Annotated in this window: 8 protein-coding genes and 3 pseudogenes; 3 read left to right on the top strand and 8 right to left on the bottom strand. The window is 68.2% G+C overall.

Going from position 1 to position 13,177, the window contains the following annotated elements:
* Positions 1 to 30 precede the first annotated feature (30 nt).
* From ABFB10_RS02770 to ABFB10_RS02760, 3 genes are all read left to right on the top strand, one after another.
* On the top strand, positions 31 to 792 hold the full coding sequence (locus ABFB10_RS02770; protein ID WP_347165284.1) for an SDR family NAD(P)-dependent oxidoreductase: 762 nt from the start codon (positions 31 to 33) through the stop codon (positions 790 to 792).
* Positions 793 to 1,073: 281 nt separating this feature from the next.
* The gene (locus tag ABFB10_RS02765) at positions 1,074 to 2,582 is read left to right on the top strand and encodes an AMP-binding protein (protein ID WP_347165283.1); all 1,509 of its coding nucleotides are present in this window, start codon (positions 1,074 to 1,076) and stop codon (positions 2,580 to 2,582) included.
* A gap of 69 nt (positions 2,583 to 2,651) precedes the next feature.
* Positions 2,652 to 3,569: a helix-turn-helix transcriptional regulator gene (locus ABFB10_RS02760; RefSeq protein ID WP_347165282.1), complete on the top strand. Its 918-nt coding sequence runs from the start codon at positions 2,652 to 2,654 to the stop codon at positions 3,567 to 3,569.
* A gap of 58 nt (positions 3,570 to 3,627) precedes the next feature.
* Here ABFB10_RS02760 and ABFB10_RS02755 read toward each other — a convergent pair.
* From ABFB10_RS02755 to acs, 8 genes and pseudogenes are all read right to left on the bottom strand, one after another.
* Positions 3,628 to 5,038 (bottom strand): annotated as a pseudogene (locus ABFB10_RS02755) (3'-5' exonuclease).
* 1 nt (position 5,039) lies between these two features.
* Positions 5,040 to 5,540: a hypothetical protein gene (locus ABFB10_RS02750; protein WP_347165280.1), complete on the bottom strand. Its 501-nt coding sequence runs from the start codon at positions 5,538 to 5,540 to the stop codon at positions 5,040 to 5,042.
* A gap of 259 nt (positions 5,541 to 5,799) precedes the next feature.
* Positions 5,800 to 7,623 carry a DUF294 nucleotidyltransferase-like domain-containing protein gene (locus ABFB10_RS02745; RefSeq protein ID WP_347165278.1) on the bottom strand — a complete coding sequence of 608 codons (1,824 nt, stop codon included), beginning with the start codon at positions 7,621 to 7,623 and terminating at the stop codon, positions 5,800 to 5,802.
* 3 nt (positions 7,624 to 7,626) lie between these two features.
* A complete protein-coding gene (locus ABFB10_RS02740) occupies positions 7,627 to 8,169 on the bottom strand; it encodes a dihydrofolate reductase family protein (RefSeq protein ID WP_347165277.1) in 543 nt (180 codons plus the stop codon).
* 100 nt (positions 8,170 to 8,269) lie between these two features.
* Positions 8,270 to 10,058 (bottom strand): annotated as a pseudogene (locus ABFB10_RS02735) (sodium:solute symporter family protein).
* 6 nt (positions 10,059 to 10,064) lie between these two features.
* Positions 10,065 to 10,349, bottom strand: a complete 285-nt coding sequence (locus tag ABFB10_RS02730) for a DUF4212 domain-containing protein (RefSeq protein ID WP_206566336.1) — start codon at positions 10,347 to 10,349, stop codon at positions 10,065 to 10,067.
* Between the two features lie 79 nt (positions 10,350 to 10,428).
* Complete coding sequence (locus tag ABFB10_RS02725) at positions 10,429 to 11,115, bottom strand: adenylate kinase (RefSeq protein ID WP_347167915.1); 687 nt, start codon at positions 11,113 to 11,115, stop codon at positions 10,429 to 10,431.
* 5 nt (positions 11,116 to 11,120) lie between these two features.
* Positions 11,121 to 13,087: pseudogene (acs, locus tag ABFB10_RS02720) on the bottom strand (acetate--CoA ligase).
* Between the last annotated feature and the right edge of the window lie 90 nt (positions 13,088 to 13,177).

Here is a 13,177-nt window from a genome sequence, read left to right as displayed (position 1 = left end):
AAGCCCCGGGTTCGGGGAAAGGAGGATAGGATGGACATATCTGGGCAGGTGGCGCTGGTCACCGGCGGTGCGAGCGGCCCGGGGGCTGCGACGGCGCGGCGGCTGGCGGCGGAGGGGGCGCGGGTCGGCATCCTGGATTTCGACGCGGCGCGCGGGGCGGCCATGGCCTCGGAGATCGGCGGCCATGCGGTGGCGGTGGACGTGGGCGACGAGGGATCCGTCGCGGCGGCGGTGGACGAGGTGGTCGCGGTTCTGGGGGCGCCGCGCGTGGCGGTGAGCTGCGCGGGCATCGGGCTGGCGGCGCGGATCGTCGGGCGCAACGGGGCGCTGTCCACCGATCTGTTCGAAAAGACCATCCGGGTGAACCTGATGGGCACCTATTTCGTCATGTCCTATGCAGCGCGGGCGATGATGGCGCTGGAGCCGCTGGAGAGCGGTGAGCGCGGCGTGGTGGTCAACACCGCCTCTGTCGCCTTTCAGGACGGGCAGGTGGGGCAGTCGGCCTATGCCGCCTCGAAGGGGGCGATTGCCGCCATGTGCCTGCCTGCCGCGCGCGAGATGGCGAAGCAGGGCGTCCGGGTCATGGCCATCGCGCCGGGCCTGTTCAACACGCCGATGATGGAGGGGCTGCCGGAAGAGACGACGGCGGGCATCGTGGCCAATATCCCCTTTCCGCATCGTCTGGGCGATCCGGCGGAATATGCGCAGATGGTCAGCCAGATCGTCGCCAACCCCTATCTGAACGGCACCACGATCCGGCTGGACGGTGCCGTGCGCCTGCCGCAGCGCTGAGGGCCGCGCGATGGGCAGCTATCTGGCGCATGCGGTCCGGCGCGAAGACCGGGCGGACGGGGCGATCCTGCTGCGCTCGGGCTATGACCTTGGCCCGGTGACGGCGCGCACCGGCGACTGGCTGGACCGCTGGGCCGCCGAGACGCCCGGGGCGGTCTTCATCGCCGAACGGTCGGGCGCGGGCTGGCGCGCGGTCACCTATGCCGAGGCGCGGCAGGTGGTGCGGCGGCTTGCGGGCGCGTTGCTGGCCCGCGGCATGGGGGCGGATACGCCGATCCTCGGTGATCTCGGGCAATGGGGTGGATCACGGCTTGCTGACGCTGGCGGCGCAATACGTGGGTGTGCCCACCGTGCCTCTGGCCGAGCAATATGCGCTGATCCCGGCGGCGCGCGCGCAATTGGTGCATTGCGCCGAACTGGTGAAACCCGCGATGGTCTTTGCCGACGACGGGGCGCGCTATGCCGAGGCCCTGGCCCTGCCGGTTCTGGAGGGGATGGAGAAGGTCGTCGCGCGCAACGCCGGGGCGGGGATGACGGCGTTGTCCTCGCTGATGGGCGAAGAGGCGGGCGTCGACGAAGCGGCGGCGCGGGTCACGCCCGACACCGTGGCGAAATACCTGATGACCAGCGGGTCGACCTCGCACCCCAAGGCGGTGGTGACCACCCAGCGCATGATGTGCGCGAACCAGACCCAGCTGGCCGATGCGCTGCCCTTCCTGCGCGCGCGCCCGCCCTGCATCGTCGACTGGCTGCCGTGGAACCATGTCTTCGGCGGCTCGCACAACTTCAACATGATGCTCGCCAATGGCGGCGCGCTGTATGTCGACGGCGGCAAGCCGACGCCCGCGCTGGTCGGCCAGACCATCGAGAACAACCGCCTGAAGAGCGCCACGCTGGCCTTCAACGTGCCCGTGGGCTTTGCCCAGCTGCGCGACGCGATGAAGGCGGATGCGGGCCTGCGCGAGACCTGGTTCCGCGACCTCGACATGATCTTCTACGCCGGGGCCTCGCTGCCGCAGGACGTCTGGACCGATCTCGAGGACATGGCCCGCGCGGTGCGGGGCGACGTGCCGCTGATGACCTCGTCCTGGGGGCTGACGGAGACCGGGCCCGCCTGCGTCTTGCAGCACGAGCCCACGGACCGGTCGGGCATCATCGGGGTGCCGCTGACCGGGGTGGAGGTCAAGCTGCTGCCCGATGCCGCAATGCGCTGCGAGATCCGCGTCAGGGGGCCGAACATCATGCCGGGCTACCTGCATGACGCGAAGAAGACGGCGGAAGCCTTTGATGAAGAGGGGTTCTTTGTCACCGGCGATGCGGTGCGCCTGGTCGATCCGGACGACCTGAACAAGGGCATGCGCTTCGACGGGCGGATATCCGAGGACTTCAAGCTGCTGACCGGCACATGGGTGCGGGCGGCGACCCTGCGGCTGGAGCTGCTGAGGGATCTGGCGCCGCTGGCGCAGGATCTGGTGATCTGCGGCGCCGACCGGGGCGAGATCGGCGTGCTGGTCTTTCCCTCGACCGAGGCGGCGGGGCTGGGGCAGGAAGCCGAGGGGCTGATCGACGGCCCCGACCTGCGCGCGGCGCTGGCACAGCGGCTGGCGGCGCGCGGGGCACATGGATCGGCCAGCCATATCGCGCGGGTGCTGGTGCTGGCAGAGCCGCCCTCGCTGGGCGACGGAGAGATCACCGCCAAGGGCAACCTCAATTTCCGCAAGGTGCTGGCCCGGCGCGCGGGCCTGCTCGACCGGCTGTATTCCGATGACCCGGCGGTGGTGCGGGCCTGAGGCCCGGGGCGATTGCACCCGGGTCCGCCCCGTGCCAAAATGCACTATAGTTCATAAGCGCGGGCGCAGATGGCAGAGATCACCTCTTTCGACGGCAGGACCACGAAGGTCGACGGCGCGGCGCTGATCGATGTTGCGGTGGGTGAACTGCTTGCGCGGGTGGGCGAGCGGGTGCGGCAGGCGCGCGCGCGGCGCAACATCCCCCGGCGCGTGCTGGCCGAGATTTCGGGCGTGTCGCCGCGCTACCTCGCGCAGCTGGAATCCGGAGAGGGCAATATCTCGATCGGCCTGCTGATGCGGGTGGCCATCGCGCTTGATCTCAGGATCGAGTGGCTGGTGGGCGAGGACGATCCCCGGGCCTCGGAGGTGCTGCGCATGACCGAGCTGTTCCGGGACGCGGAGCGTTCGGTGCAGGCGCAGGTCATGAGCCTGCTGACGGCGACGGAGCCGCAGGGCCAGCGGGCGCAACGGCTCTGCCTGATCGGGCTGCGCGGGGCGGGCAAGTCGACGCTGGGACAGCTTGCCGGAGAGGCGCTGGACGTGCCCTTCGTCGAACTCAACCGCGAGATCGAGCTGGCGGGCGGCATGCCGGTCGAGGAGATCATGGCGCTGTATGGGCAGGAGGGCTATCGCAAGCTGGAGGCCGATGCGCTGAGCCGGGTCGTCGCGACGCACGACCGGCTGGTGCTGGCGGTGGGCGGCGGCATCGTGGCCGAGCCCGCGACCTATCACCGGCTGCTGTCGCATTTCCACACGATCTGGCTGAAGGCCAGCGCGACCGAGCATATGGAGCGGGTTCGCGCGCAGGGGGACGAGCGCCCGATGGCGGGCAACCCCGAGGCGATGAACGATCTGCGGTCGATCCTGCAGGCGCGCGAGGCGCTTTACGAGCGGGCCCATGCGCAGCTGGACACCTCGGGCGCGTCGCTGGACGACACGCTGAAACGGCTGCTGGCGCTGATCGCGGAGCGCGGGTTTCTGGAGTAGGGCGCCGGTTTCTTGCAAAGAAACCGGTTCGAATTCTTTGGAAGAATTCGGCCCCGCCTCAGTTCAGGTCTTCGAGCAGGCGGCCATGGCGGCGGGTCTCTGCAAGCACCGCGCCCAGCGTCGTCAGCCCGCGCGCCTGAAGCATCGGCAGCATGTGGATCAGCACCTCTGCGGTGGCCTGCGCATCGCCCATCGCCGTATGCCGCAGCCGCTCGGGGATGGTGACGCCAAGCCGCTGGCACAGGGCGTCCAGCGTATGCGTCTCCGACGCGCCGAACAGCACCGCCGACAGCAGAACCGTATCCAGCACCGGATTGTGCCACTCGACCCCCATCCGCGCCCGGTGGCGGCGCAGGAAGGCCATGTCGAAGGGCGCGTTATGGGCCACGATCACCGAACCCTGCGCGAAGCTGTGAAAGCGCCGCCCGGCCTCGGAGATGTCGGGCTTGCCCGCGACCATGGCGTCGGTCACGTGATGCACCCGCGTGGCGGACGGCGGGATCGGGCGACCGGGGTCGACAAGCTGGTCGATCGTCTCGCCCGGCACGATCCGGCTCGCCTAGAACCCGCAGGGCGCCCAGCTGCACGATCTCGTCCTTATGCGGCAGCAGGCCCGTCGTTTCGGTGTCGAAGACCGTATAGGTCAGGTCGCACAGGGGGGTCTCGTCGCCGATCTCTCCGGAGCGCGCGGTCAGCAGGGCAAAGTCGTAGACCAGCGGGCGGGCCGCCTCTGGCGGGATGTCGGTATGGGCCGCGTCGACGATCAGCAGGTAGCCGCCCGCGTCCATCGGCTTCATCCGGGCGTCGAAGCTTTGCGCGCCATCGCGCGAGGTCAGCACGCAGCGCGCCTCCTTGCCCGAGCGGTTCACCCGCCCGCGCGCGCGGTCCAGTGAGCCTGCGTCGAAGTAATCCGTCAGCGGGGCGTTCAGCCGGGGCATGCCGAGGGTGGACAGCACCTCTGCGGCCTGTCCGTCGTAGAGCACGATCTGCCCGGCGCTGTTGATCAGCATCATCGCCACCGGGATCTCTGTCAGCAGGGCGGTCAGGCGTTCGCGTTCCTGTGCCAGCCGCTCGGTCTCTGCCGCGACCCTCTGCGCGGTGCTCATGGCGTTCTGCGCCAGTGCCTCGGTCACCGCAGAGGCGGCGGGCCCGAGGTCGCCGAGGTAGCGCGCGGCCCGGGCGTCCACCTCGACGGCGACGCCGGCGTGGGCGCGGGCCCGCATCCCCGCCGAGAGCCGTTCGATGGGTTTCGCCACGTTTTCATCGAACAGCAGCCAGACCCCGGCGGTCAGGGCGGTCAGTCCGAAGATCGACAGGATGCCCGCAAGGACAAAGCCGTTCTGCGGCGTGGTGGTCAGCGCCCGGCTCAGGCCAGCCCAGAGCGAAGCGCCAAGGATCAGCGTGCCGCCAAGCGCGATCAGGCAGAAGAACAGGAAGACCCGCAGGCGAAGCGACAGGCTGGCCAGCATCTCAGGTCTCCGCGCAGACGGTCTGCACCACCGGGTCTTCGGGGCCGACATCGCGCCAGACCGGGTCCGAGCCGTCGCCCATGGTCGGGTCGGCGCGGCGGTTTCCGGCGCAGTCCACCATGATCTGCACCTGCGTGACCGGGCGCCACCGGGCGAAGAAGGCCATCTCGGCAAGGTAGAGATCCGTCGTCTGCCGGTTGGCGCGCAGGCCGCCCACATCGACGGCGACAAAGCGGTCGGTCAGCGGAAAGACGTAGGTCCAGGGCCGCCAGGCGGCGCGGCTCTCGACGGTCTGGGCGACCTGCATGTCCTCGGGCAGGGCGGCGGCGGTGCGCGCGTACCACGTGTACTCGCTGGAGATCGTGGCCGCGAGCATGGCCGCACCGGCCCCCACCGGCACCAGCCAGCGCGGCAGGCGGCCCCCGGTCATCTTGCGCAGGATCATTGCCGCACCGGCCCCGGCGAAGCCCGCCACGAAGACGGCGATCAACTCGAAAAACATCCATTCCTCCCCTGGGGTTGTCCCGTGCTGGGTATGCGCCCCGTCCTCAACTGTCCCGCGCTCTCACGCCGCCGTCACACGGCGCCATGGCTCTTTCGTTCCCCGCGCAGACGCGCGCCCCGAGCGCCTGCCGCTATGCGGGCCGGGATCTCCCCGACGCGCCTCCCTCCGCCGCTATGCGAATCGGGGCCTGTCGGGGCTCTGCCCGTTCGCCCCTCGAAGGCGCCCCCGGAGCCTTCGCCGCTATGCGGATCGGGGCTCACCCCAGCATGCCCTTGCCGTGGCCCAGTGCCGATTGCAGCGACTTGATCACGACGAAGGCGTCGCGCAAATGACTTCGCTCAAAGTCCGACAGATCGGCGGGCATCAGGTAGTTGTCGGGCCGCGCGCCGGATTTGATCCGGCGGGCCTGATGCTCCAGCCGGGTTTCGGCGATCAGGTCGTAGGCATCCAGCAGGTCGCGCCCGCCGGTGGCCGACAGCACCCCGGCGGCGGTTGCCGCCTCCAGCCGGGCGCGGGTGTTGACGGGTGTCAGCTGCCCCTGCAACGCATAGATGCGGGCGAGGTCCAGCACCGGCACAACGCCGTTCAGCTTCAGGTCGATGCTGTTGCGGTGCTCGCCCGAGCGGATCGTGGCGAAGCCGCGCCACAGGCCCAGCGGCGGCTGATGCTTCAGCCCGTTCGAGACCATATGCGCGACGAAGATCGAGTTCTTCGCGGCGGCGGCGAGGGTCTCTTCGCGCAGTGCGTCGAACAGCGTTAGCGTGCCGCCGATCGGACGCAGGTCGAACATCACCGAGGCCAGCATCTGCGCCTCGGGCGAGGGGCGGGCGATCCAGCTGCGGAAGTAGCCGCGCCATGTCTCCAGCGGCTGGCACCAGCGCGGGTTGGTCGCCATCATCTCGCCGGGGCAGAAGACGTAACCGCAGGTGTCGAGGCCGGTGCAGACGAAATCGGCCAGTTGCGCGAACCAGCCCCGCTGGTCGTCGGTCACCGCATCGTCGAGGATCAGGCAGTTGTCCTGATCGCTGACGCCGGTCTGCTCCTGTCGCCCCTGACTGCCGCAGGCCAGCCAGAGATAGGGCACCGGCGCCGGGCCAAGCGCCTCTTCGCCCAGCGTCAACAGGCGCCGGGTGCAGGTGTCGGAAATGTCGGTGATCAGCCGCGTCACAACCTCGTGCCGGGCGCCACCCGCCACCAGCTGCACCAGCAGCCGGGGAATGCGGGCCGTCACCCGGGCCATGGCGGCGGCATCGGGGGCCTGCGCGATCTCGGAGACCAGCTCGGCGGAGGTGGTGGCCTGAAAGCGCGTCAGGTCGGTCTGGGTGACCATGCCCACCAGCCGCGTGCCCTCGCAGATCGGCACGTGGCCGATGCGGCGTTCCATCATCATGTGCAGCACGTCCGACCCGATGGCCGAGGGCGGCAGGGTGATCGGCGCGGCGCTCATCACCTGCGTGACGGGCGTGTCGTAGGGCAGGCCGCCCCCCACCACCTTGCCGGATATGTCGCGGATCGTGGCGATGCCCTTCAGCCTGTCGCCATCGGTCACGCAGATCGACGAGACGTGGCGCGCCGACATGGCCTGCGCCGCCGCCTGCACCGTGGCATTGGGCGCGCAGGTCAGGGGATCGCGGGCCATCAGCGTCTCGACCCGGCTGGTCAGAAGGTCAGAGCGTTGCGCGCGCGCCGGTCTTTGCCGGTCGAAGAAGCGCGCAGCCGCCGGTTCGCGTTCCACCAGCGTCAGGAAGGCGGGCCGGGGCAGCACCAGCAGCACCGTGTCTTCTGTCGTGCGCGCGCTGGTCACGGCGATGCCGTCGCGCATCAGCCCGCGTTCGCCGAAGGAGTTGCGCGGACCCAGAAGCGACAGCTGCGCGCCATTCCCGTCGCGCACCTCGACCCGCCCGCTGTGGATCAGGTACAGCCCGTCCAGCGGGTCGCCCAGCGTATAGACCGGCTGATGCGCAGGCACCGCCTGTTCGCGGAACGCGGCGATCAGGGCCGCGCGCGTCCCGGGCTCCAGCGCGTCATAGGGGTGCAGGGCGGCGAAGAAGCGGTCGAGGGCGGTGCGGTCCAGCGGCATGGGTCAGGCTTTCGGGCGCAGTCGATAGCGGGTCGAGACAAGTCCGGAGCGGAAGCTGCGCGTTTCCATCAGGTCGAAGGGGATGTCCTCTTCGAGCGCGCCGAACAGGCGGCGGCCCGAGCCGATCAGCACCGGAACATGGGTGATCGTCATCTCCGAGATCAGGCCGGCGCGCAGGAAGGACTGGATGACCGCGCCGCCGTCGACGTAGACGTTTCGCCAGCCCTCGGCCTCCAGCGTTTCCATCAGGCGGACCGGGCGCGCGCGGCTCAGGCGCAGGCGGTCGTGCAGGTCCTCGGGGATGTCTTCGGGGTGCAGGCTTTCGCTGAGAACCACCACCGGCTTGTCGTAGGGCCATTCGGGGAAGCTGCGCACCTTCCGGTAGGATGCGCTGCCCATGACGATCCCGTCGATCCCGGCGAGGAAATCCTCGTAACCGTGTTCCTCGTCCTCGGTGCCGGGATGCGACAGCCAGTCCAGCCCGTGGTCGCTGCGCGCGATGAACCCGTCCAGAGAGCAGGCGACGAAGACATGTCCGGTGATCATGAAGGCCTTCCGGTTGCAATGAAATGTCCCGTCCCGCTTACGCGGAACGGGACGGCTTGGCAAAGGGCAGGGCGCGCATTCCACGCCCCGCGCGTCACTTTCAGTGCCCGTCGACCGCGGCGCCGGCACCGCGGGGGATGCGGACGCTTTCGACAAGCTCTTCGATTTCCTGCGGGACCGGGGCGGTCATCTTCGACACGGTGAAGGCCACCGCGAAGTTGATCATCGCGCCGACGGCACCGAAGCTGGTCGACTTGATCGTGCCCGAGGAGCGGATCGGCGTCGGTGAAGCTGTTGGTGTCGGGGATGAAGAACCAGCCCTTGTGCAGGAAGATGTAGACCAGCGTCACAATCAGACCGGCCAGCATGCCCGCCACGGCGCCCTTGTTGTTCACCTTGGTAAAGATGCCCAACATCAGCGCCGGGAAGATCGAGGCTGCGGCAAGGCCGAAGGCCAGCGCCACGGTCTGCGCCGCGAAGCCCGGGGGATTCAGACCCAGCCAGGTGGCGACACCGATGGCCACGGCCATCGCGATCCGAGCGGACAGAAGCTCGTTCTTTTCCGACATGTTCGGGGTCAGCTGACCCTTCAGCAGGTCGTGAGAAACCGCCGAGGAGATCGCCAGAAGCAGACCGGCGGCGGTCGACAACGCGGCGGCCAGACCACCGGCGGCGACAAGGCCGATCACCCAGGCCGGCAGGTTGGCGATTTCCGGGTTGGCCAGAACCAGGATGTCGTTGTTGAAGTTGGTCAGCTCGTTCTCCGAACCCCAACCGGCGGCTTCCATGGCGGCAACCGTCTCGGCGTCGCCCTGGTTGAAATAGGCGATGCGTCCGTCGCCGTTCTTGTCTTCCCAGCCCAGAAGACCGGTCTGCTGCCAGGTTGCCATCCAGTCATAAGCCGGATCGCTCTGGATGGTTTCCAGCGCGACGGGCTCTGCATTGGTGCCGTTGGGCCAGAACTGCTCGGTGATGTTCAGGCGGGCCATGGCACCGACGGCGGGGGCCGTGAGGTACAGCAGCGCGATGAAGACCAGCGCCCAGCCCGCGGACCAGCGGGCGTCAGCCACGCGGGGCACGGTGAAGAAGCGCATGATGACATGCGGCAGACCGGCGGTGCCGATCATCAGCGACAGGGTGAAGAGCACCATGTTGAAGGTGTCGCCGTTGTGGGCCGTGTACTCGTTGAAGCCCAGCTCGCGGACGATCTGGTCCAGCTTGGCCAGCAGCGGCTCTCCGCTTGCCCGGTGGTCGCCGAACAGGCCCAGGCCCGGGATCGGGTTGCCGGTCAGTTGCAGCGAGATGAAGACGGCGGGGATCGTGTAGGCCAGGATCAGCACGACGTATTGCGCCACCTGCGTGTAGGTCACGCCCTTCATGCCGCCGAACACCGCATAGGCAAAGACGATCACGGCGCCGATCAGCAGGCCGGTGCTGCTGTCCACCTCGAGGAAGCGGTAGAAGGCCACGCCCACGCCGGTCATCTGGCCGATGACGTAGGTCACCGAGGCGATGATCAGGCAGATCACGGCCACCAGGCGCGCGGTCGGGCTGTAGAAGCGGTCGCCGATGAACTCGGACACCGTGTACTTGCCGAACTTGCGCAGATAGGGCGCCAGCAGCAGCGCCAGCAGCACGTAGCCGCCGGTCCAGCCCATCAGGTAGGTCGAGTTGTCATAGCCGGTGAAGGCAATCAGACCCGCCATCGAGATGAACGAGGCCGCCGACATCCAGTCGGCCGCCGTGGCCATGCCGTTGGTGACCGGGTGAACGCCCCGGCCCGCGGCATAGAATTCCGAGGTCGAGCCCGCGCGGGCCCAGATCGCGATGCCGATGTAGAGCGCGAAAGACGCGCCCACGAACAGCAGGTTGATGGTGAACTGATCCATGACGGGTTACTCCTCACCCACGCCGAATTCTTTATCGAGCTTGTTCATCCGCCAGGCGTAGAAGAAGATCAGCGCCAGGAAGACGATGATCGAGCCTTGCTGCGCGAACCAGAAGCCAAGGTCGGTGCCGCCGACGCTGATGCCCGACAGGGCGGGGCGCAGCAGGATGCCGAAGCCGAAAGACACCAGCGCCCAGATCACGAGGCTGATGATGATGATGCGCACATTGGCGGACCAGTAGGCCTTGTCGCCCTCCGCCCTGTGCGAGACTTGTGATGTTCGATCCGCCATGTCGCGGGTCCTCCTCTTTCCTCCTGATGCCCCCTTGCGGGGGCGGTGGCCCCGTTGCCGGGGCCGGGTCCTCCTCCGCTTATGCGGTGGCTGTCCTCACGATCGCCGACAGCTTGTCGGCGATGGTGTCGATCTCGCCCATGGCGTCGATGCGGATGAGCGCGCCGCGGTCGGCGTAAAAGCCGATCAGCGGGGCGGTCTGGGCGTGGTAGGCCTGAAGGCGGCTGGCGACGGTCTCGGCGTTGTCGTCGGCGCGGCGCTTGAACTCGGTGCTGCCGCAATTGTCGCAGGTGCCAGCAACCTTCGGCTGCTTGAAGCTGTCGTGCCAGCCCTCGCCGCAGCGCGCGCAGGTGTAGCGGCCCGAGACCCGTTCCACCATTGCGGCGTCGTCGACGTCCAGGCTGACGGCGGCATTGACCTTTTGCCCGGTCTCTTCCAGCAGCCGGTTCAGCGCCTCGGCCTGAACGGTGGTGCGCGGAAAGCCGTCGAGGATCACGCCCTTCGCCGTATCGGGCTGCGCCAGCCTGTCACGCAGGATCGCGATGACGATTTCGTCGCTGACGAGGTCACCGGCCTGCATCACCGCCTGGGCCTGCCTGCCCGCCTCGGTGCCCTGGGCGACGGCCTCGCGCAGGAGGTCGCCGGTCGACAGCTGAACGAGGCCGAATTTCTCCTCCAGCATGCGGGCCTGCGTGCCCTTGCCGGCGCCCGGAGGCCCGAGCAGGATCAGCACGGCGGCGGGGGCGGGTGTCTGTGCTCCGTCCATCATCGTCAGCCCTTGTTCATGCGGTTTTCGATGAGGTCCTCGACGACAGAGGGGTCGGCGAGTGTGGAGGTGTCGCCGAGGCTGCCATAGTCGTTCTCGGCGATCTTGCGCAGGATGCGGCGCATGATCTTGCCGGAGCGGGTCTTGGGCAGGCCCGGGGCCCACTGGATCAGGTCGGGGCTGGCGATGGGGCCGATCTCGGTGCGGACCCATGTGCGCAGCTCCTTGCGCAGCTCCTCGTCCGGCTCGATGCCCGACATCAGGGTCACGTAGCAGTAGATGCCCTGGCCCTTGATCTCGTGCGGGTAGCCCACGACCGCGGCCTCGGCCACCTTCTCATGGGCCACCAGCGCCGATTCGACCTCTGCCGTGCCCATGCGGTGCCCCGAGACGTTGATCACGTCGTCGACGCGGCCGGTGATCCAGTAGTCGCCGTCGACGTCGCGGCGGCAGCCGTCACCCGAGAAGTAATACCCCTTGTAGTCCGAGAAATAGGTCTTCTCGAAGCGGTCGTGATCGCCCCAGACGGTGCGCATCTGCCCGGGCCAGCTGTCCTTGATGGCCGGGACGCCCTCTGTCGGGCTGTCATGGATTTCCTCGCCGCTCTGCGGGTCGAGAACGACCGGCTGAACGCCGAAGAAGGGCTTCATCGCCGCGCCCGGCTTGGTCGCATGGGCGCCGGGCAGGGGCGTCATCATGTGGCCGCCGGTTTCGGTCTGCCACCAGGTGTCGACGATGGGGCAGCGCCCGCCGCCGACAACGTCGTTGTACCAGTTCCAGGCCTCGGGGTTGATCGGTTCGCCCACCGTCCCCAGAAGCCGCAGCGAGCTTAGATCGCATTTCGTTACGAAATCGTTACCCTGTCCCATCAGCGCGCGAATCGCCGTCGGTGCCGTGTAGAACTGCGTCACGCGGTGCTTTTCGCAGACCTGCCAGAAGCGCGAGGCGTCGGGCCAGGTCGGCACACCCTCGAACATCAGCGTCGTCGCGCCGTTCGCCGGGGGCCCGTAAACAATGTAGGAATGGCCCGTGACCCAGCCCACGTCCGCCGAGCACCAGTAGACATCGCCCTCGTGGTAATCGAAGGTCACCTCATGCGTCAGGGCGGCGTAAACCAAATATCCACCCGTTGTGTGCACAACCCCCTTGGGCTGACCCGTCGAACCGGAGGTGTAGAGAATGAACAGCGGGTCCTCGGCCTTCATTTCCACCGGGCGGCAGTAGTCGTCGGCCTCGAGCGCCATCTCGTTGTAATCGAAGTCGCGCCCTTCGGTCCAGGTGGTCTGGCCGCCGGTGCGCTTGACGACCAGGCATTTCACGCTGTCCTTGCAGTGCAGCAGGGCCTTGTCGGCATTGGATTTCAGCGGGGTCTTGCGGCCGCCGCGGGGCGCCTCGTCGGCGGTGATCACCACCTTGGCGTCGCAGCCGTTCACCCGGGCGGCCAGCGCGTCGGGGCTGAAGCCGGCGAAGACGATGGAATGGATGGCGCCGATGCGGGCGCAGGCCAGCATGGCATAGGCGGCCTCGGGGATCATCGGCAGGTAGATGATGACGCGGTCGCCCCTGCGGACGCCGAGGCTTTCCGAGGACGTTGGCCATGCGGCAGGTGCGGCGGTGCAGGTCGGCATAGCTGATCGACTGGGCGGGCTCGGACGGATCGTCGGGCTCCCAGATGATGGCGGTCTGCTGGCCGCGGGTTTCCAGGTGGCGGTCGATGCAGTTGGCGGCGACGTTCAGCGTGCCGTCGCGGAACCACTCGATGCTGACCTGGCCCAGCGTGAAGTCGGTGTTCTTGATCTCGCTGGGTGCCTTGATCCAGTCCAGCCGCTCTGCCTGCCGCCCCCAGAAGGCCGCCGGATCCGCGACCGAGGCCGCATACATCGCATCGTATTTCGCCGCATCAACATGCGCCTTCGAGGCCAGCTCGGTCAGAGGGCGGGTAGGTCCTGGCGGTTTCGGAATTCGGTGTCATCTCGTTCATGGCGATCCTCCCCCTTTAACGCTTCGACAGTTGCGGCGCGTTCCGCAACGTCATCATATGAAGAGACATTAGCGCAAGTGA

Origin of the sequence: Ponticoccus litoralis (assembly GCF_039769985.1) — a bacterium.
GTDB classification, from domain to species: domain Bacteria; phylum Pseudomonadota; class Alphaproteobacteria; order Rhodobacterales; family Rhodobacteraceae; genus Ponticoccus; species Ponticoccus litoralis.
This window is presented reverse-complemented; position numbering and strand designations above follow the sequence as displayed.

What these genes read in the sequence shown, in the direction of transcription:
- ABFB10_RS02740 (WP_347165277.1), bottom strand. Translation starts at nt 8,169, where the DNA reads ATGATCACCGGACATGTCTTCGTCGCCTGCTCTCTGGACGGGTTCATC.
- ABFB10_RS02750 (WP_347165280.1), bottom strand. Translation starts at nt 5,540, where the DNA reads ATGTTTTTCGAGTTGATCGCCGTCTTCGTGGCGGGCTTCGCCGGGGCC.
- ABFB10_RS02745 (WP_347165278.1), bottom strand. Translation starts at nt 7,623, where the DNA reads ATGCCGCTGGACCGCACCGCCCTCGACCGCTTCTTCGCCGCCCTGCAC.
- ABFB10_RS02770 (WP_347165284.1), top strand. Translation starts at nt 31, where the DNA reads ATGGACATATCTGGGCAGGTGGCGCTGGTCACCGGCGGTGCGAGCGGC.
- ABFB10_RS02730 (WP_206566336.1), bottom strand. Translation starts at nt 10,349, where the DNA reads ATGGCGGATCGAACATCACAAGTCTCGCACAGGGCGGAGGGCGACAAG.
- ABFB10_RS02760 (WP_347165282.1), top strand. Translation starts at nt 2,652, where the DNA reads ATGGCAGAGATCACCTCTTTCGACGGCAGGACCACGAAGGTCGACGGC.
- ABFB10_RS02725 (WP_347167915.1), bottom strand. Translation starts at nt 11,115, where the DNA reads ATGGACGGAGCACAGACACCCGCCCCCGCCGCCGTGCTGATCCTGCTC.